The sequence below is a fragment of the Agrococcus sp. ARC_14 genome, from assembly GCF_022436485.1.
Lineage (GTDB): Bacteria > Actinomycetota > Actinomycetes > Actinomycetales > Microbacteriaceae > Agrococcus.
In genome coordinates this window covers 1,498,414-1,517,958 of record NZ_JAKUDO010000001.1, presented here as the reverse complement: position 1 = coordinate 1,517,958, position 19,545 = coordinate 1,498,414, and the positions used below count along the sequence as shown (strand labels likewise).

The window sequence follows — 19,545 nt, the reverse complement described above, 5'->3', positions numbered from 1 at the left end:
CCGCTCAGCCCTTCGGGTAGGTGACCAGCCCCAGCTCGGCGTCGGAGGCGAGCATCGCGTGCCTCGGCACCACCCGCACCGTGTAGCCGAAGGTGCCGGCCAGCGGCAGCCCGATCGCCGACTCGAAGCGGTGCACCGAGCCCTCGACGCTCATCTCGTCGAGCGGGAACCTGCGCGCGTGGCGCAGCTCGCCCTCCTCCGAGACCGTTCCGCCCACCACCTCCACCGCGACATCCTCGGCGGTCAGCGAGCCCAGCTCGACGAAGGCGCGCACACGCACATCGTCGCCCACGATCGGCGGCACGTCGACGCCCTCGATCTCGACGTGTCGCACCGAGACCTGCCCGAAGTCGTCGCGCATCCGCCTCGTCCACGCCGCGAACTCGCGGCCCGCCCTGGCACCGTCCGCGGCGGCGACCCGCGCGGCCTTCGCCGCAGGCGCATACAGCCTGCCGACGTACTCGCCCAGCATCCGCTCGGCAGAGAGCTCGGGGCTCAGCGTCGCGAGCGTGTGACGGATCGATGCGATCCAGGCGGTCGGCAGCCCGCGCTCGTCGCGGTCGTAGTACCGCGGCGCCACCTGGTGCTCGATCAGCTCATACAGCGCGTTGGCCTCGAAGGCGTCGCGCTCCGCAGCATCCATCTGCTCGTGCGCTGAGGGGATCGCCCAGCCGTTCTTGCCGTCGAAGTACTCCTCCCACCAGCCGTCGAGGATCGACAGGTTGAGCGAGCCGTTGAGCGCCGCCTTCATGCCGGACGTGCCGCAGGCCTCGAGCGGTCGCAGCGGGTTGTTGAGCCACACGTCGCAGCCCGGATAGAGCGACTTCGCCATGGCGATGTCGTAGTTCTCGAGGAAGACGATCCTGCCGCGCACGTCGGGCTCCTGCGAGAAGCGCACGAGCTCCTGGATGAGGGCCTTGCCCGCCTCGTCCGCCGGGTGCGACTTGCCGGCGATCACGAGCTGCACGGGGCGCTCGGGATGCGTCAGCAGCGCGCGCAGGCGGTCGCGGTCGTGGAGCATGAGTGTGAGCCGCTTGTACGTCGGCACGCGGCGCGCGAAGCCGATCGTGAGCACATCGGGATCGAGCAGGTCGTCGACCCAGAGCGGTGCCGCGCCCTCGTTGCGCACATGCTTCGCCCTGGTGCGGTCGCGCGCCTCCTGCACGAGCGCCTCGCGCATCTCCCTCCGCACCGACCAGAGCGTCTCGTCGCTCACGGCATCGGAGTCCCAGTCGCAGCGGGTTGTGTCGAGCGTGCCGAGCTCGCGCTCGGCGAGGTGCTTGAGGATGGGTGATGTCCAGGTGGGCGCGTGCACGCCGTTGGTCACGGAGGTGATGGGCACCTCGTCGGCGTCGAAGCCGGGCCAGCGGCTCGCGAACATGCCGCGCGAGACCTCGCCGTGCAGCTTCGAGACGCCGTTGGCGCGCTGCGCGAGCGAGAAGCCCAGCTGCGCCATGTTGAAGATCGCCGGATCCTCCTCGCGTCCCAGCGCGAGCACGCGATCGACGTCGACGCCGGGCACGAGGTCGCCGGAGAGGTGGCTGCGCACGAGCTCGACGTCGAAGCGGTCGATGCCGGCGGGCACCGGCGTGTGGGTCGTGAAGACGGTGCCGGCGCGCACGACCTGCAGCGCCTCGTCGAAGCCGAGCCCCTCGGCGATCAGTCGAGAGATGCGCTCGATGCCGAGGAAGCCGGCGTGGCCCTCGTTCGAGTGATAGACCGCCGGGGCCGGCGCACCCGTGAGCTCGGCGTGCACCGCGAGGGCGCGCACACCGCCGATGCCCAGCAGCAGCTCCTGCTGCAGTCGCTGCTCGCCACCGCCGCCGTAGAGCCGGTCGGTGACGGTGCGCAGCTCATCGGTGTTCTCGTGGATGTTCGTGTCGAGCAGCAGCAGCGGCACACGGCCGATCGTGGCCTGCCAGATGCGGGCGTGCAGGGTGCGCCCGCCGGGAAGGGCGATCGCCACCGTGGCGTGGCTGCCGTCCGGGTCGCGCAGGATGGTGAGCGGCAGGCCGTCGGGGTCGAGCACGGGGTACGACTCCTGCTGCCAGCCCTCCCGCGAGATCGCCTGCTTGAAGTAGCCGGCCTGGTAGAAGAGGCCGACGCCGATGATCGGCACACCCAGGTCGCTCGCGGCCTTCAGATGGTCGCCAGCCAGGATGCCCAGGCCGCCGGAGTACTGCGGCAGCGCGCTCGTGATGCCGAACTCGGGAGAGAAGTAGGCGATCGATTCGGGCGCGTCCTCGAGCGACTGGTACCAGCGCGCCTGCGACAGGTAGTCGTCGAGGTCGTCAGCGATGCCGTCGACGCGGGCGACGAAGGCGTCGTCGGCGGCGAGCTGCTCGAGGCGCTCGGTGCCGACCCAGCCCAGCAGCTGCACGGGATCATGGCCGGTCGCACGCCAGCCGTCGAGCGAGATCTCGCGGAACAGCTCGCGGGTCGGCTCATGCCATGACCAGCGCAGATTCGACGCGATGGTGTCGAGGCGGCGGAGCCGCTCCGGGAGGGAGGTGCGGACGGTGAACTTGCGGATCGCTCTCACACTCCCCGAGCCTAGCGGCGGGCCCTCGCAACCAAGCCACCCCCGTGAGTAGGTTTGGGGCGTGGCGAAGACATCTGACGCACTGCCCAAGACCATCCGCTCCGGGCGCATCCCGGTGCTCGACCTGCAGCCGCAGCAGCCCGGCAACCGCTTCCCTGCGAAGGCGGTGGTCGGCGACGTCGTGCCGTTCTCCGCGGCTGCCTTTCGCGAGGGCCACGACCGCATCGGCGTGACGCTCGTGCTGCAGGCCCCCAGCGGCGGCAAGCAGCGCATCCCCATGCTGCCGCTCGAGGACGGTCTCGACCGCCACCAGGCGCTCGCGCTCGTCGACGAGCAGGGCACCTGGAAGTGGAAGGTGGAGGCCTGGGCCGACGAGTGGGCCACCTGGCACCACAACGCCGAGATCAAGATCGCCGCCGACATCGACGCCGAGCTCATGGCCACCATGGGCGCGCAGCTGCTCGCGCGCGCCGCCAGCAGCGCGAAGGGCGCCGACGCAGCGCGACTGGCGAGTGCCGGCACCGCGCTCGCCGACGTGCAGACGCCGGTCATGCAGCGCTGGGCCGCCGTCAACGACCCCGACATCCTCGCCGCCGTCGACCGCAGCCGACCGCGTTCGCTCGTCACCGCATCCGAGACCCTGACGCTGCGCGTCGAACGCACGCGCGCGGGCGTCGGCGCCTGGTACGAGCTGTTCCCCCGCTCAGAGGGAGCGGTGCGGCTCGCCGACGGCACCTGGCGCAGCGGCACCTTCGCGACTGCCGCCCAGCGGCTGCACGCGGTGCGGGCGATGGGCTTCGACGTCGTCTACCTGCCGCCGGTGCACCCGATCGGCGAGGTCAACCGCAAGGGCCCCAACAACACGCTCACGCCCCAGCCAGGCGACCCCGGCAGCCCGTGGGCGATCGGCTCTCGGCACGGCGGCCACGACACCGTCCACCCCGATCTGGGCACGATCGACGACTTCCGTGCCTTCGTCAGGGCGGCGACGGATGCGGGGCTCGAGGTGGCCTTGGACCTCGCCCTGCAGGCGGCCCCAGATCACCCGTGGGTGACCGCGCATCCTGAGTGGTTCACGACGCTGCCCGACGGCACGATCGCGTTCGCCGAGAACCCGCCGAAGAAGTACCAGGACATCTACCCGGTGAACTTCGACAACGATCCGACCGGCATCGTCGCGGAGGTGCTGCGCATCGTCGAGCTCTGGATCGGCTGCGGCGTCGAGATCTTCCGCGTCGACAACCCGCACACGAAGCCGCTGTGGTTCTGGGAGCTCGTGATCGGGCGGGTGAACGCGGCCCACCCGGACGTGGTCTTCCTCGCGGAGGCCTTCACGCGCCCCGCCATGATGCAGGCGCTCGGCAAGGTCGGCTTCCAGCAGTCGTACACCTACTTCGCCTGGCGCAACACGAAGGCAGAGCTGGAGGAGTACCTGCGCGAGGTCACCGGCGAGCAGGCCGCCTGGTTCAAGCCCGCCTTCTGGGTGAACACGCCCGACATCCTCACCGAGTACCTGCAGTTCGGCGGCGTGCCGGCGTTCAAGGTGCGGGCGGCGATCGCGGCGACCGCCGTGCCCACCTGGGGCATGTACGCCGGCTACGAGCTCATCGAGGACGTCGCCAGGCCGGGCGCCGAGGAGGCGATCGACAACGAGAAGTACGAGTACCGGCCGCGCGACTGGGAGCGGGCTGCGCGCAACGGCACCACGATCGCCCCCTACATCGCCAAGCTCAACGAGATCCGCGCAGCGCACCCGGCAATCCGGCAGCTGTGGGCGCTCGACGTGCACTGGTCGGACGACGACGCCGTGCTGGTCTACTCGAGGCACCTCGACGGCAGGTTCACCGAGAGCGGCGAGAGCGACACCATCCTCGTGATCGCCAACGTCGACCCGCACTCGGCCCGCCAGACGACCGTGCACCTCGACCTCGCGAAGCTCGGGCTGCGGCCCGGCGAGGTCTTCGACGCGCACGACCTCATCACCGGCGAGACGTGGCAGTGGAGCGACCACAACTTCGTGCGGCTCGACGCCTTCGTCGAGCCCGCGCATGTGATCCACGTGCGACGATCGGGGGCATGATGCTCGACCAGGCCACCATCCAGCTGCTGGCAGACGGCGCGCACCCGGCACCGCACGACCTGCTGGGCGCGCATCCCTCGACCGGCGGTTCGGATGCGTCGAGCCACGTCGTTCGGGCTGTCCGTCACCTCGCCGACGCGGTGACGGTGCTCGTCGAGGCCGAGACCGACCAGGTGGCGACGCCGATGGAGCACCTCGGGCACGGGCTGTGGCAGGCCACCGTGACCGGACCCATCCGCCCCTACCGCTTGCGCACGACCTACGGCGACGGAGCCGCCTGGGAGGCGGAGGACCCGTATCGCTTCACGCCGACGCTCGGCGAGCTCGACCTGCACCTGTGGCGCGAGGGTCGCCACGAGCAGGCATGGCAGGTGCTCGGCTCGCGGCTGCGCGTGCACGAGGGCGTCGCCGGTGCCGGCTTCGCGGTCTGGGCGCCGAACGCGCGCGCCGTGCGCATCGTCGGCGACTTCAACGACTGGGTGGGTCGCTCGCACTCGATGCGCACCATGGGGGCCTCCGGCGTCTGGGAGCTGTTCGTGCCGGGCGACCTCGAGCACAGCGCCTACAAGTACGAGATCCTCACCGACGACGGCTGGGTCACCCGCGCCGACCCGATGGCGCGCTACACCGAGGTGCCGCCTGCGACCGCCTCGAAGGTCGGCTCGAGCCGCTTCGCGTGGAGCGACGACGACTGGATGCGCTCCCGGGCCGCCCGCGACCCGCACAACTCCCCCATGTCGGTCTACGAGCTGCACTTCGGCTCCTGGCGACCGGGCCTCGGCTACCGGGAGATGGCGGATGCGCTCATCGAGCACCTGGAGGTGACCGGCTTCACGCACGTGCAGTTCATGCCGCTCGCCGAGCACCCCTTCGGGGGCTCGTGGGGCTATCAGGTGACGGGCTACTTCGCGCCCACCAGCCGCTTCGGCCACCCCGACGACCTGCGTTACCTCGTCGACCGGCTCCACCGGGCGGGCTACGCCGTGCTCATGGACTGGGTGCCCGGCCACTTCCCCAAGGACGAGTGGGCGCTCGCGCGCTTCGACGGAAAGCCGCTCTACGAGCACCCGGATCCGCGCCGCGGCGATCAGCCCGACTGGGGCACGCACGTGTTCAACTTCGGCAGGCCGGAGGTCAAGAACTTCCTCGTCGCCAACGCGGTCTACTGGCTCGAGGAGTTCCACATCGACGGGCTGCGCGTGGACGCCGTGGCCTCGATGCTCTACCTCGACTACTCGCGCGAGGACGGCGAGTGGCTGCCCAACGTGCACGGCGGCCGCGAGCACCTCGAGGCCATCTCCCTGCTACAGGAGGTCAACGCGACCGTCTACCGCCGCTGCCCCGGCATCGTCATGATCGCCGAGGAGTCGACCTCCTGGCCGGGGGTGACGAAGCCGACGGATGCGGACGGCCTCGGCTTCGGCATGAAGTGGAACATGGGCTGGATGCACGACACGCTGCAGTACATGGCGGTCGACCCGATGTACCGCTCGCACCACCACGGTGAGATCACGTTCTCGTTCCTGTATGCGTTCAGCGAGCAGTTCCTGCTGCCGATCAGCCACGACGAGGTCGTGCACGGCAAGGGCTCGCTGCTGGGCAAGATGCCTGGTGACCAGTGGCAGAAGCTCGCCTCGGTGCGCGCCTACCTGACCTTCATGTGGGCGCACCCCGGCAAGCAGCTGCTGTTCATGGGCCAGGAGTTCGGGCAGCCGAGCGAGTGGAGCGAGGCACGCGGGCTCGACTGGTGGATCCTCGACCAGCCGGTGCATCGGGGCCTCATGTCGCTCGTCTCGCAGCTCAACCGCGCCTACCGCGACACCGAGGCGCTCTGGCTGCGCGACAACGAGCCGGGCGGCTTCGAGTGGATCGACGGCGGCAACTCCTCCGACAACCTCGTGGCGTTCCTGCGCTGGGGCGCCGAGGGCGACCCGGTCGCGGCGATCGTGAACTTCTCCGGCAGGCCCGTCGAGGGCTACCGGATGGGTCTGCCGTTCGCGGGCGAGTGGGAGGAGCTCGTGAACTCCGATGCGCTGGAGTTCGGCGGCTCCGGCGTCGGCAACCTCGGCACGGTGCACGCGGTCGAGGAGCCGTGGGGCGGGCGCCCGGCGTCGGCGACGCTCACGGTGCCGCCACTGGCGGGGCTCATCTTGAGGCCGAAGGCCGCGCGCAGCGTCACCCCGTAGGTCGAGGAGCGCCGCTCGCAGCGCGACGCGTCACCCCGTAGGTCGAGGAGCGCCGCGCGCAGTGCGACGCGTCACGAGACCGGAGCAGCCAACGAGGTCTCGTGACGCGTCGCCGCTTCGCGGCGGCGCTCCTCGACCTTGAGTCCTCCGCGCGCAACGCGGCTTCGCCGCATGGCGCGCTCCGGACTCAATACAAGAGGGTCGTCAACCGCTTCCGCGCCGCAGCGACGCGCGCGTCGTCGTGCCCGACGATCTCGAACAGGTCGAGCAGCCGCAGCCGCGCATCCTGCTTCTCATCGCCCTGCAGCGAGCCGATCAGGTCGAGCATGCGGAGGAAGGCGTCCTCCACGTGGCCACCGGAGAGGTCGAGGTCGGCGACGAGCATCTGCGCGTCGATCTCGGTCGGTGCGGCCGCAGCCGCCTCGCGGATCTCGTCAGCGCTGCGGCCATGCAGGCGCGCCAACAGCCGCACCTGCGCGAGGCCCGCCACTGCTTCGGCATCGCGCGGGTTCTGCGCGATGGCCTTCTCGAACGCGGCGATCCCGGTGGGGTAGTCGCCGGCGTCGATCGCGTCGTAGGCCTCCTGGTGCAACGGCGGCACGGGCGCGGGCGCGGGCTCCGCGGCCTCCTCGCCCTCCGCCGTGTCAGCCATGGGCACGCTGCCGGTGACGCCCTGCTGCGCGGCGAACTCGAGCACCTGCGCGAGCATGTCCTGCAGCTGGTCCTCCGGCAGCGAGCCGGTGAACAGCGGCGCGGGTCGCCCGCCGATGATCGCGGCGACGGTCGGCACCGACTGGGACTGGAACGCCTGCACGATCTGCGGGCTGCGCTCACCATCGACCTTCGCCAGCACCAGCTTTCCGCGCTGCGCCTGGACGAGACGCTCGAGCACGGGCATGAGCTGCTGGCTCGGCTCGCTCCACTCGGCGACGATCGCGATGATGACCGGCACGCGCGACGACAGCTCGACGAGCGTGTTCAGATCGGCATCACCGATGCTGATGACCACGCCGGGAGCAGCAGGCGCGGCGCCGCCACCTGCGGCCTGCTCGGGATCCGCCGCCCGGGCGTGCCGTGCCGCGAGCGCCGACAGGTCGACGGCCCCTGCGATCGATGCGGGCAGGTGCTCTTGCGTCATCCTTCAACCTCATCTGCGCTCAGCAGCGCCTGTCCGTAGCCGATCACCTGGATCTGCGCGCCCTCTGGCGCATCAGCGGGCGGCACAGCGAACAGCACCTGCAGCTGGTAGGTCTGCTCGATGCCGGTCTCCGACTGCTCGACGCCGGCGAGGATCGCGGCCCCGTCCTGCGCCGACACCTCGACACCCTCCTCGGTCGGCGTGATGCGCTGCGTCTCGGTGAACGACGTCGCGAGCAGCGCGCCGCCCTCGTTGGTCACCAGCATGAGCGGCGACTGCTCGTCGTCGTTCGCAGACCAGTCCAGCTCGGTCAGCTCGAGATCGGGGTCGGCTCGCTGCTCGTCCTTCCACGCCTTGCCGAACTGCTCGCGCAGCGCGTCGCCCTCCTCGCGGAACCAGGAGGCGTACTCCGAGTCGTCGCCGCGCAGCAGCACGTCGGCGTAGGCCATCGTGATCTCGCGAGCTGGCCGCTGCAGCAGCGGCGTGTTGTCCGGCAGGCTCGCCGCGCCGATCGTCGGGCTCGCGACTGCCGGCACCTGCACGCCGGAGGCGAGCGAGGTCTGGTACACGACGCGGTACGGCTGGCGCGGGTCCGGCTGCTCGAACACGAGCGTCGACTGCGCCTGCGCGGTGTCCTCCCAGGCGACGACGGCCATCACCGTTCGCGGCCAGCTCTCGGTCTGCTGCGGCAGCAGCAGCTGCACGTCGCCATCGGGGATGCCGGGCAGCGCTGCGATCTCGTCGCTCTGGCCGCGGATGGCGTAGTTGGTCCTGCGCGCTTCGAGCATGGGCCCCGCGACGCGACGCTCGATGAGGCGGAAGTCGCGGTCGGCATCGGCCTGCGCGACGGACTCGCGCGTGTCGGCGAGCACGCGCTCGAACTGGCTCTCGGTGATGGCGACCTGCGGCAGCGTCTCCTCCAGGCTCGTCGGCGTCGGCGCGGCCGAGGTCTCGCTCGGCGCCGGGCTGGGCCAGTACTGCGGGCCGCAGCCGGTGAGGGCGATGGATGCGAGCACCGGCAGGGCGATCAGGCCGAAGCGTCGGCGGGTGGGGGCGGCGCGTCGCTCTGCCTTGCCCGAGGTTGGCTGCTCGCCATCGGGCGTCGGAGCGCTCGGGCTCGACGGCTCGCCGGAGGGCAGCTCGGCTGACGACGCCTCCGACGGCCCATCCGCGCCCGCGATGGCGGGCTGCTCGGTGTCGACAGTCGTGCCAGCGACAGCGCCCTGGGCGCCGGACTCCGGCAGCGCCAGGCCGTCACGCGCGTCGCGTCTGAGGCTGCGGCGCTCTGCGCGGGAGAGGTCGCGGTGCGAGCGGCGCTGCGGACCGCGGCGGCGACGATGGCGACGGAGCGCCAACAGGAACAGCAGCAGCGCGAGCGCCAGGAAGATGAGGCCAGCGGTGATGAGCGGGCCGAAGAGCGGCGTCTTGGCGTCGAAGGGCCACTCGACGCGGACGTCGGCGGGCGCGGCCGTGCCCGGCTCGCCCTGGATCGCCATGGAGAAGCCGACGGGCAGGTCGATCTCGAACTGCACCTCGCCGTCTCCGGTGTGCTCCTCGATCCACATGTCGTTGCCGATCAGCGCCGGCAGCGGCTCGTCCGGGCCGGAGAAGGACTCGAGCGTCAGCTGACCCTCGTCGTCGAGCACGGCGAGCGCGTGCTCGTCCTCGCCGACCCAGCCGAGCACGTCGTGCTCGCGGCCGACGACGGCCGTGACGGGCCCGTCGCCGGAGATCGTGACGGTCTGGCGACCGTCGTGCTGGTTCATGGTCTCGCCGGGGACGACGATGATCTGGGCGTCCGTGGTCTGCTCGAGCTGGGAGACGATCGTCTCCGGCGGCGCCCAGATGGTGCGCTGTCCGATGCCGAGGCCGAGCAGGACGAGCGAGATCACGAGGCTCACGGCCGCGAGGATGTATCGCACGAGTTGGGGGTCCTTTCACGCTCGCCGAGAGGATGGCGGGCCGTCTGGAGGGCACCGCGCCCGGCAGGCAAGCCTCCAGGGTACCGGAATCGGGCGTGTCGGCGCCATCCCCGGCTGCAGCGCGCCTGGCGGGACCGGCCGGGCGGGCACCCTAGGATTCTGGATGTGAAGATCAGGAACGGCTTTCTGCTCGGGCTCGCCGGCGGCCTCGGTGTGCTGCTGGCGATCGCCATCGGCGCCGGCGTGCAACAGATCAGCACGGTGCTGGTGTGGGCATTCGCCGGCATCTTCCTGGCCTTGGGCGTCGAGCCGCTCATCCAGTTCCTGATCAAGCGCAAGGTCCCCCGCTGGGGCGCCGTGCTCATCGTCTTCGTGGTCATCCTCGGCATCGCCGTCGGGGCCATCTGGGTCATCATCCCGACGATCGTCGCGCAGTTCTCGGTGCTCATCCAGTCGATCATCGAAGAGATCGAGGGCGGCGCGCTCGAGAGCGTCTTCGACTGGGTGCGCGACACGTTCCCGCAGTTCGATCTCGAGCTCGCGCTCGAGCAGATCACCGGCGCGCTCACCGACTTCGACACCTGGTCGTCGCTGCCGCCGTGGGTGGCAGACCTCGCGGCCGGCATCGTCAGCGGCGTCGGCCAGCTCGCCTTCACGCTCGGCGGCGTGCTCATCGTCATCGTGCTGATGCTCTACTTCACCGGCTCGCTGCCGTCGCTCAAGTCGGGGATGTACCGACTCGTGCCGGCCTCCTCGCGACCGAAGTTCATCGAGATCGCCGAGCAGATCATGCACTCTGTCGGGCGCTTCGTGCTCGGGCAGGGGTCCCTCGGCCTGCTGAACGGCGTTTTGTCGTTCGTCATGCTCTCGATCGTGGGCTCCGACCTGGCCGTCGTGTACGCGTTCATCGCGCTCATCGCCTCGACGATCCCGCTGGTCGGCACGATCTCCGCATCCATCGTCATCTCGCTGCTGGTGCTGCTGCTCGACGGCCCGCAGACGGCGCTGCCGGTGGCGATCTACTACCTCATCTACATGCAGGTCGAGGCCTACGTCGTCAGCCCGCAGATCATGAACCGCGCGGTCAAGGTGCCGGGAGTCGTCGTCGTGCTCTCCGCCCTCATCGGCGGCACCCTGCTCGGCATCCTGGGAGCGCTCGTCGCGATCCCCGTGGCCGCAGCCATCCAACTGATCCTCAAGGAAGTCGTGATCCCGAGGCAGGACGCGAGATAGCCGCAGCCGCCGTCACGCGTCAGCGGGCGGCGGTCAGCTCGCGCGCCAGCAACCGGTGTGCCAGTGCCGGCGATCCTCGACCGCACGCTCGCCGAAGATGGAGTCGGCGCGCCACACGACCACGTGGGCCGTGCCCTGCACGACCGAGCCACCGCATCCGGGGCACACGTAGTCCTTCATCGCGCCGATGGCCGTCATCGGCTGCACGTGCCACTCGCCGGAGCCGCGCTGCTCGATCCGGGCGACGCCGTGCATGAGGCGGTCGACGTCGAGCGGCACGTAGGGCTGCGCGCGACGCTTCGGCCGCCGCGCAGGCATCAGTACCAGCCGACAGACTGCGAGTGGCCCCAGGCGCCGCAGGGCGTGCCGTAGCGGCCGGCGATGTAGCCGAGCCCCCAGGTGATCTGGGTGGCGGCGTTGGTCTGCCAGTCTGCGCCAGCGGTCGCCATCTTCGAGCCGGGCAGTGACTGCGGGATGCCGTAGGCGCCGCTGGAGCTGTTCTGGGCGTAGACGTTCCAGTTGGACTCCCGCTGCCACAGGTTGTAAAGGCAGGAGTACTGGTCTTCGCCCCATCCGCGCGCGAGCACCATCTCTCGTGCGACGGCCTGCGCGCTCCCGGGGTTGGGAGCGACGGCGCGCGGGATGTCGATGGATGCGGCAGCGCCACCCCCGCCAGAGGAGGCAGCAGCCTCGACGGGCTCGGGAGTGGGCGTCGGCGTGGGAGTGTGGACGATGATGTCGTCGCGCACGAGGGCGGCTTGCGCACCCGTGACCTCGTCGAGTGCCTGACCAGGACGGTTCTCGCTCTGCAGCGAGGCGGGCTCCGCCATCACCTCTGTGCTCGGGCTCGCGGCGAGCGTCACGAGCACGAAGCCGGCGGCCGCGATGAGCGAGAGTCCGGAGAGCACACCGCGGGTGCGCGTGGTGCGCGCAGAGGCGGGAGCAGATCGGGTGAACACGAGGAGCGAGGTTATCACGGAACGGTAACGAAGCCGAGGGGGCCTCGTCAGCGCACCGCCAGCATCAGGCTCACGACGGTGTCGAGCAGCGCGTCGACCTCGTCCTCGTCGTACCCGCCGAACTGTGCGTCGAACTGCACCGTGCGCACCTCGCGGGCGGTCATGTCTGGGCCGTCCTGCAGATACTCTGCGATGCGTGCCGCGAAGCGGTCGACCTCGGCAAGGCGGTAGCCGCGCGAGATGCGGCTGACGCGGCGGAACCGCTCGCCGTCGGGGAGCCGCAGCTGCTCGAGGGCGTCCTTGGCGCGAGCACGCACCTTGGCGTACCAGGGCTCCTCGCCGTGCTCGACGATGCCGCGCTCGTGCTCCCGCCGGGCGAACGCCTCCTCCAGCCGCTCGAGGGCCGCGTCGACGTGGGCGGGCGAGTAGCCGCCCTTCTGCATCGTGAAGCTCGTGCGACGGATCGTCGACGAGTCGATCGCTGTGGCAGCGCGAGCATCGGTCGCGTAGGCACGACGAGCGTCCTCGAGGAAGTCCTCGACCTGCTCGATGTCGTAGCCCGGCTGTGACCTGCGGGCTCTCGGGAACGTGCTCATCGTCTCCATCATGCCAGCGACCGGGCGTCGATCATGCGTGCGTCACCTGGAACAGGGCCATCATCACCACGGCGCTTGGCAGGATCGAGTCGAGACGGTCGAGGAACCCGCCGTGTCCCGGCAGGAACGAGCCGATGTCCTTGATGCCCAGATCGCGCTTGATGATCGACTCGGCGAGATCGCCGACGGTCGCGCTGGTCACCAGCAGCACGGCGAGGATGATCCCGAACCACCACTCCTGCCCGAGCATCCACACCGACAACGGGATGCCGGCGGCGATCGCGAAGGCAGCCCCGCCCAGCAGGCCTTCCCAGGTCTTCCCTGGGCTGATGCGCGGTGCGAGCTTGTGCCTGCCGAGCCACACGCCGACGGCGAGCGCGCCGGTGTCGATGACCGTCGTCATGAGGATCATCGCGAGCGCCCACCACTGGCCGCCGTCCTGCGCGGCGAGCAGCACGGTGAACCCACCGAGCACGGCGACGTAGGCGATGCACAGCGCGCCGGCAGTCACATCGGCGAAGACGGAGCCGGCTCCGGTGCGGGTGGAGACGTCGGCGAGCTCGACGAGCCGGACGAGGGCGACGATGCCGATCGCGGCGAGCGTCGACCACCACATGCCGGCAGCCCCGAAGTACCAGGTGACCGGCACGATCGCACAGCCCAGCAGCACGAGCGGCACGCGCGGCACGTCGCGGCCCGCGAAGCGCAGCGCACTGGCGAGCTCGAAGAGCGCGAACCCGATGAGCACGGTCGCGAAGACCATGAACAGCGTCTTGATCCAGAGCAGGCTCACGAGCACCGCGGCGACGAGCACCAGCGCGATGCCGAACGCCGCGACGATGTTGCGGCCGGTGCGCTTGTTGACGCGCTCGCGGGTCGCCTCGATCTGATCGCGTGCGGCGTGGATCTGCGCCTGGATCTGCGCCTCGATCTCGGCGGCGCTCCGATGCTCGCGTCGCATGCGTCGCCTCCCGACTGGCCCGGTCACAGCACGAGTCCGATCAGACCTCGAGGAGCTCGGCTTCCTTCTTCTTCAGCGCCTCGTCGATGCCGTCGATCGTCTGCTTGGTGCCGGCCTCGAGCTCCTTCTCGGCGCGGCCGATCTCGTCGTCGCCGACCTCGCCCTTGAGCTTGTCGAGATCGGTCATCGCCTGGCGACGCACGTTGCGCACCGCGACGCGGGCCTGCTCGGCCTTGTCCTTCACGATCTTGACGTAGTCCTTGCGGCGCTCCTCGGTGAGCTCCGGCATGACGATGCGCACGATGTTGCCGTCATTCGAGGGCGAGACGCCCAGGTGCGGGGCACCGACGATCGCGCGCTCGATCTCCTTGAGCGCGGTCTTGTCGAACGGCGTGATGACGAGCGTGCGCGCATCGGGCTGCTGGAACGACGCGAGCTGCACGAGCGGCGTCGGCGAGCCGTAGTAGTCGACGTTCAGCCGCTGGAACAGCGCGGGGTTCGCCCTGCCGGCGCTGACCGTCTGGAAGTCGTCTTTCGCGACCTCGATGGACTGCGTCATCTTCTCCTTGGCCGAAGCCAGAACATCGCTGATCACGTGGTTCCTTCCCTCACTGTCGAGTCTAAGCGCTCAGGCGCGCACGAGCGTGCCGACGGGCTCACCCAGGATGGCGCGACGCAGCTGGCCGTCGCCCTCCATGCCGAACACCCGCATCGGCATGCGGTTGTCCATGCAGAGGCTGAACGCCGTCGAGTCGACCACCTTCAAGCCGCGCACCAGCGCCTCCTGATACGTGATCTCCTCGTAGCGGGTCGCCTCCGGATCGCTCTTCGGGTCGGCGGAGTAGACACCGTCGACGCCGTTCTTCGCCACCAGCACCTGGTCGGCGCCGATCTCGAGGGCGCGCTGCGCTGCCACCGTGTCGGTCGAGAAGTACGGCAGGCCGGCTCCGGCGCCGAAGATGACCACGCGGCCCTTCTCGAGATGGCGCTCGGCACGCCGAGGGATGTAGGGCTCGGCGACCTGCGTCATCTGGATGGCCGACTGCACGCGCGTCTCCGCGCCGGCCTGCTCGAGGAAGTCCTGCAGCGCGAGGGCGTTCATCACCGTGCCGAGCATGCCCATGTAGTCGGCGCGGCCGCGCTCCATGCCGCGCTGGCTGAGCTCTGCACCGCGGAAGAAGTTGCCGCCGCCGACGACGATCGCGATCTCGACCGTCGCAGCGGCCTCGGCGATCTGTCGCGCGATGGCACCGACGACGTCGGGGTTGACACCCAGGCTGCCGGCGCCGAACGCCTCGCCAGAGAGCTTCAGGAGGACTCGACGGCGCGGCTGTGCTGGCATGTGGGGTCCTCCAGAGGGGTCGCGGCCCGAGCGCGGACCGTGCAGAAGCCTACCGCGATCACGTCCGACGACAGCACGAAGGGCCGGGGTCTCCCCCGGCCCTTCGTGCTGCGTTCTGCTGTCTACGCGCCGATCTTGAAGCGCGCGAAGCCGGTGACCGTGAGGCCTGCGGCGTCGAGCACCTTGGCGACCGACTGCTTGTTGTCGCGGGCGTAGTCCTGGTCGAGCAGGACCATCTGCTTGAAGAAGCCGGTCAGGCGACCCTCGATGATCTTCGGGAGCGCAGCCTCGGGCTTGCCCTCACCGCGAGCGATCTCGGTGACGAGCTCACGCTCCTTCTCGACCTCGGTCGCAGGCACCTCCTCGCGCGTGACGTAGCGCGGGTCGAACATCGCGATGTGCTGCGCGACGGCCCGAGACGTCTCTGCGTCGTCGCCCGTGTAGGCGACCACGACGCCGACCTGCGGAGGCAGGTCCTTCGAGGTGCGGTGCAGGTACACCGCGTGCGCTGCGCCCTCGAGGCGCGCGACCTTCGTGAGCTCGATCTTCTCGCCGATGGTGGCAGCCTGCGCCTCGATGATCGACTGCACGGTGCCGGAGTCTGCCGGTGCGGCGAGCGCCGCCTCGAGGTCGGCGGCGCCGGAGGCCGCGACGGCCGCCACGACGCGCTCCGAGAGCGCGATGAACTTCTCGTTCTTCGCGACGAAGTCCGTCTCGCAGGCGAGGGCGATCATCGTGACGGCACCCTCGCTCTCAGCGGTGGCGACCAGGCCCTCGCTGGTGGAGCGGTCCGCGCGCTTCGCGTTGCCCTTGGCACCCTTCAGGCGAAGGATCTCCGTAGCCTTCTCGACATCACCGTTGGCCTCGTCGAGGGCCGCCTTGGTGTCGCTCATACCGGTGCCGAGCTGCTCGCGCAGCATCTTGAGGTCGGCGATGCTGATGTTGGCCATGCAGCTGCTCCTTAGTTCGACTTGGACGCGTCGGCGTCCTCGGTGGTCTCTGCGGGGGTCTCCTCGGTGGCCGACTCCTCGGCAGCGGCCTCGACGACCGGCTCCTCGGCAGCAGCCTCAGCGGCGGGCTCCTCGGCAGCGGCCTCGACGACCGGCTCCTCGGCAGCGGCCTCAGCGGCGGGTGCTGCGGCCTGCTCCTCGAGCAGCTCGCGCTCCCACTCAGCCATCGGCTCGGCAGCGACGTCGCCGCCGCCGTGGCGCTGCATGAGGCCCTCGGCAGCCGCGTCGGCGACGATCTTCGTCAGCAGCGCGACGGAGCGGATGGCGTCGTCGTTGCCCGGGATCGGGTACTGCACGTCATCGGGGTCGCAGTTCGTGTCGAGGATGGCGATGACCGGGATGCCCAGCTTCCTCGCCTCGTCGATCGCGAGGTGCTCCTTGTTCGTGTCGACGATCCAGAGCGCCGACGGGGTGCGCTGGAGGTTGCGGATGCCGCCGAGCGACTTCTGCAGCTTGAGCATCTCGCGCTTCTTGAGCAGCAGCTCCTTCTTGGTGAAGACCGAGGTGTCTTCGAAGTCGAGCTCCTCGAGCTCCTTCATGCGGCTGAGGCGCTTGGAGATCGTCTGGAAGTTCGTGAGCAGACCACCGAGCCAGCGCTGGTTGACGTAGGGCTGGCCCACGCGCGTCGCCTGCTCGGCGATCGACTCCTGCGCCTGCTTCTTGGTGCCGACGAAGAGCACGCTGCCGCCGTGAGAGACGGTCTCCTTGATGAAGTCGTAGGCCTGGTCGATGTAGGCGAGCGACTGCTGCAGGTCGATGATGTAGATGCCGGAGCGCTCCGTGAAGATGAATCGCTTCATCTTGGGGTTCCAGCGTCGGGTCTGGTGCCCGAAGTGCACGCCGCTGTCGAGCAGCTGGCGAGTGGTGACGACGGCCATGGCCGCCTCCTTCTGTTGCGGTTCTGTCGGCGCGGCCGGTGGCCGAGCCCCTGGCGCCCTGACCCGCTTCCGCCAGCGGCACGGGCACGGGGCTCGAGCTGCTGGACCGAAGGAAGAGGTGTCGCGGTGGGCGCGCGAAGTCATCGCATAGACGATGCCCTCCTATGCTACATGCTGTTCGGCGAACTCCTCGGCACCGTTTGTCCACCGACCCGGTCGCCGTCCGCACGCGCTCCGGCGGTTCCGACGCACCATGGCTGCCATGCGCATCCTCGCCCTCCTCACCGTGCTCGCGCTCGCGCCCTGGGCCTGGCCGGTCGCGCCCCACGAGGTCGTGCGCGCGTTCGAGCCTCCTGCCACGCCCTACGGAGCCGGCCACCGCGGCATCGACATCGCCGCAGCTCCCGGCTCCCCCGTGCTCGCCCCTGCCGATGGCGTGGTGCGCTTCGCCGGCCCCGTCGCTGGCAGGCCGGTGGTCTCTATCGAGCACGACGGCGGGCTCGTCTCGAGCTTCGAGCCCGTGGCGCCAGAGGTCGCTGCGGGCGCATCCGTCGAGCAGGGGCAGCAGATCGGCGTGCTGCTGCCGGGCCATGTCACGGGAGGCGCCCGGCTGCATCTCGGCGCGCGCCTCGATGGCGCCTACGTCGATCCACTCGATCTGCTGGGCGTCGAGCGCCCGGTGCTGCTGCCGATGGGCGGCGGCAAGCACGGCAGGCTCGATCGCCGAGCGCGGGATCGCGCATGCGGCGAGCGGGGTGTGCTCAGGCGCGAGGGTGAGCGGTGCGGTAGGCCTCCGAGAGCCGCTCCAGCGAGACGTGCGTGTAGATCTGGGTGGTGCCAAGGCTCGCGTGCCCGAGCAGCTCCTGCACCGCCCGCAGGTCGGCACCGCCGTCGAGCAGGTGCGTGGCAGCGGTGTGCCGCAGCGTGTGGGGCCCATGCGGGCCGGAGCCGGGGGCCTCCTCGAGCAATGCGGTGACGAGCTCGTGCACACGTCGCTGGCCGAGTCGGCCGCCGCGAGCTCCGAGGAAGAGTGCGGGATGCGGCTCCGCGGGCTTCGCGAGCCGGTCGCGCCCCAGGCGCATCCAGTCGAGCAGCGCGTCGAGGGCCGGGCGGCCGAAGGGCACGACCCGCTCCTTCCCTCCCTTGCCGGTGACGCGCACGGTGAGGCGCTCGAGATCGACGTCATCGATGTCGAGGCCGATGAGCTCGCTGACGCGCAGCGCGGATGCGTAGAGCAGCTCGACGACGGCGAGGTCGCGCCGCGCGACGGGGTCGTCCTCCGCTGCGGCCGCCATGAGCCCCTCGAGCAGGCCGTCGATCGCCTGCCGAGACAGCACCCGCGGCAGGTGCTGGTCTCGCTTCGGCGTCCGCAGCCTTCCTGCGACGTCGGCACCGCCATTGGCGGCGATCCACCGGCTCAGACCCCGAGCAGCGGCACTGCGGCGCGCCAGCGTGGCCTTGCCGAGCCCAGCCTGCGCGCTCGCGTAGAGCCAGTCCCGCAGCGCGTCGATGTCGAGCGCGTCGGCGTCGGAGACGCCCGCACGCTCGCAGTGGTCGGTGAGACTCCGCAGATCGCCGCGGTAGCCGCGCACCGTGTTCGGGGAGTAGCCGCGCTCCCGCTCGAGGTGGGCGAGATAGCCGTCGACCGCCGCGTCGAGCTGCACGTCAGAGCGGCTTCCGGCTGAAGCGCTCCATCCGCGCAGCGGGATCGAGCTGCACCACCTGCTCGACGATGTGCGCGGGGAGCGTCTCGCGCGACTCGTGCGAGAGCGCTGGGACGACCGTGTGCGCGACCGAGTCGGCATAGATCTCGACGATGTTGAACGACTGCGTGGCATCGATGCCGTGCAGCGCGGGCGGCGGACCGCCGAGGTCGTCTGCATAGCTCGTCGCCCCGGCCAGGATCACCGGGATCTCTGCGAAGGTGCCGGAGCCGTTGACGTGCAGGTGACCGGAGAGGATCGCGCGCACATCGCCAGCGTCCAGCAGCTGCGCGAGCCGCCCCTCGTCGCGGAACTCCAGCAGCCGCATGAGCTTGCTGCGGTACGGCAGCGGCGGGTGGTGCATCACGAGCACCGAACCGAGCGCCGGCGGCTCGGCGAGCGCGGCTGCGAGCCACTCGGCCTGCCCTTCGTCGAAGCCCCCGTGGTGCCACCCAGGCATGCTCGAGTCGAGCGAGACGATGCGCAGGTCGCCGACATCGACCACCGAGTCGACGGGGTCGAGCGGGTCTCCGCCGAGACCGAGCGCCGTGCGCATCTGCGGCCGCTCGTCATGGTTCCCGGCCGCCCACACGATCGGCGCGCCGATCGCCGCCGCCACCGGCTCGAGGATCTCGCGGGCCAGAGCGTACGCCTCGCGCTCGCCCAGGTCGGCCACGTCGCCAGAGACGACGATGACGTCGGCGTCGGCTGCTGCCACGCGAAGGCGCTCAGCCGTGTCCCTGAGATGGGATTCGGTGTCGACGAGGCCGGCCAGCAGCGCGCCGCCAGCGAGCAGGTGGGTGTCGCTGAGGTGCGCGATCACCGCCGCGGGTTCTGGATGCATGCCGAAGCTCACTCGCCAAGGCTAACGGCGCAGCGGCCGTTCCGGCGCGCGGTGGTTCCCCTCCGTGGGTCAGGGCAGTCGGCGTGATGCGCAAAACTCTGAAAGGGTGTTGCAGAACTCGTGCGCTCGACGTATTCTGAAATCCTCTTTC

Annotated in this window: 16 protein-coding genes and 1 pseudogene; 4 read left to right on the top strand and 13 right to left on the bottom strand. The window is 70.3% G+C overall.

The genetic code is table 11. From position 1 onward, the window contains the following. Window positions 1-4: 4 nt before the first annotated feature. The gene (gene glgP / locus MKD51_RS07505) at window positions 5-2,542 is read right to left on the bottom strand and encodes an alpha-glucan family phosphorylase (protein WP_240239708.1); all 2,538 of its coding nucleotides are present in this window, start codon (window positions 2,540-2,542) and stop codon (window positions 5-7) included. Between the two features lie 115 nt (window positions 2,543-2,657). Between glgP and MKD51_RS07500 the strand changes: the two genes are divergently transcribed. Continuing rightward, on the top strand, window positions 2,658-4,622 hold the full coding sequence (locus MKD51_RS07500; RefSeq protein ID WP_240240867.1) for an alpha-1,4-glucan--maltose-1-phosphate maltosyltransferase: 1,965 nt from the start codon (window positions 2,658-2,660) through the stop codon (window positions 4,620-4,622). Continuing rightward, on the top strand, window positions 4,619-6,808 hold the full coding sequence (gene glgB, locus MKD51_RS07495) for a 1,4-alpha-glucan branching protein GlgB (protein WP_240239707.1): 2,190 nt from the start codon (window positions 4,619-4,621) through the stop codon (window positions 6,806-6,808). The genes MKD51_RS07500 and glgB overlap by 4 nt, the downstream gene beginning before the upstream one ends. Before the next feature lie 187 nt (window positions 6,809-6,995). Here glgB and MKD51_RS07490 read toward each other — a convergent pair whose 3' ends face one another. Both MKD51_RS07490 and MKD51_RS07485 read right to left on the bottom strand, forming a co-directional pair. Beyond that, on the bottom strand, window positions 6,996-7,946 hold the full coding sequence (locus MKD51_RS07490; RefSeq protein ID WP_240239706.1) for a tetratricopeptide repeat protein: 951 nt from the start codon (window positions 7,944-7,946) through the stop codon (window positions 6,996-6,998). After that, window positions 7,943-9,847, bottom strand: coding sequence for a hypothetical protein (locus tag MKD51_RS07485; protein WP_240239705.1), 1,905 nt, complete (start codon window positions 9,845-9,847; stop codon window positions 7,943-7,945). The genes MKD51_RS07490 and MKD51_RS07485 overlap by 4 nt, the downstream gene beginning before the upstream one ends. A gap of 186 nt (window positions 9,848-10,033) precedes the next feature. Here MKD51_RS07485 and MKD51_RS07480 point away from each other — a divergent pair, with 186 nt between their 5' ends. After that, entirely contained in the window at window positions 10,034-11,101 is a 1,068-nt protein-coding gene (locus MKD51_RS07480; RefSeq protein ID WP_240239704.1) for an AI-2E family transporter, read from the top strand. 33 nt (window positions 11,102-11,134) lie between these two features. Here the strand turns inward: MKD51_RS07480 and MKD51_RS07475 are convergent, their stop codons facing one another. The 8 genes from MKD51_RS07475 to rpsB all read right to left on the bottom strand — a co-directional run bounded on the left by MKD51_RS07475 (window position 11,135) and on the right by rpsB (window position 16,847). Further along, window positions 11,135-11,419 (bottom strand): hypothetical protein, encoded by a 285-nt coding sequence (locus MKD51_RS07475; RefSeq protein WP_240239703.1) that lies wholly within the window; start codon window positions 11,417-11,419, stop codon window positions 11,135-11,137. Further along, a complete protein-coding gene (locus tag MKD51_RS16320; RefSeq protein WP_346986697.1) occupies window positions 11,419-12,078 on the bottom strand; it encodes a lytic transglycosylase domain-containing protein in 660 nt (219 codons plus the stop codon). The genes MKD51_RS07475 and MKD51_RS16320 overlap by 1 nt, the downstream gene beginning before the upstream one ends. Before the next feature lie 29 nt (window positions 12,079-12,107). Further along, on the bottom strand, window positions 12,108-12,656 hold the full coding sequence (locus MKD51_RS07465; protein WP_240239702.1) for a DivIVA domain-containing protein: 549 nt from the start codon (window positions 12,654-12,656) through the stop codon (window positions 12,108-12,110). A 31-nt stretch (window positions 12,657-12,687) separates the two neighbouring features. Beyond that, on the bottom strand, window positions 12,688-13,617 hold the full coding sequence (locus MKD51_RS07460; protein WP_240239701.1) for a phosphatidate cytidylyltransferase: 930 nt from the start codon (window positions 13,615-13,617) through the stop codon (window positions 12,688-12,690). Window positions 13,618-13,657: 40 nt separating this feature from the next. After that, the gene (frr, locus tag MKD51_RS07455) at window positions 13,658-14,212 is read right to left on the bottom strand and encodes a ribosome recycling factor (RefSeq protein ID WP_240239700.1); all 555 of its coding nucleotides are present in this window, start codon (window positions 14,210-14,212) and stop codon (window positions 13,658-13,660) included. Between the two features lie 33 nt (window positions 14,213-14,245). Beyond that, window positions 14,246-14,959 carry a UMP kinase gene (gene pyrH / locus MKD51_RS07450; RefSeq protein ID WP_240239699.1) on the bottom strand — a complete coding sequence of 238 codons (714 nt, stop codon included), beginning with the start codon at window positions 14,957-14,959 and terminating at the stop codon, window positions 14,246-14,248. Window positions 14,960-15,081: 122 nt separating this feature from the next. Next, a complete protein-coding gene (gene tsf / locus MKD51_RS07445; RefSeq protein ID WP_240239698.1) occupies window positions 15,082-15,909 on the bottom strand; it encodes a translation elongation factor Ts in 828 nt (275 codons plus the stop codon). 11 nt (window positions 15,910-15,920) lie between these two features. Next, window positions 15,921-16,847 carry a 30S ribosomal protein S2 gene (gene rpsB / locus MKD51_RS07440; protein ID WP_240239697.1) on the bottom strand — a complete coding sequence of 309 codons (927 nt, stop codon included), beginning with the start codon at window positions 16,845-16,847 and terminating at the stop codon, window positions 15,921-15,923. A 154-nt stretch (window positions 16,848-17,001) separates the two neighbouring features. Here rpsB and MKD51_RS07435 point away from each other — a divergent pair. Next, window positions 17,002-17,487 (top strand): annotated as a pseudogene (locus MKD51_RS07435) (M23 family metallopeptidase); the annotation flags it as partial. A gap of 121 nt (window positions 17,488-17,608) precedes the next feature. Here the strand turns inward: MKD51_RS07435 and MKD51_RS07430 are convergent. Next, on the bottom strand, window positions 17,609-18,511 hold the full coding sequence (locus MKD51_RS07430) for a tyrosine recombinase XerC (RefSeq protein WP_240239696.1): 903 nt from the start codon (window positions 18,509-18,511) through the stop codon (window positions 17,609-17,611). Between the two features lies 1 nt (window position 18,512). Beyond that, window positions 18,513-19,406, bottom strand: coding sequence for a metallophosphoesterase (locus MKD51_RS07425; protein WP_240239695.1), 894 nt, complete (start codon window positions 19,404-19,406; stop codon window positions 18,513-18,515). Window positions 19,407-19,545 lie beyond the last annotated feature (139 nt).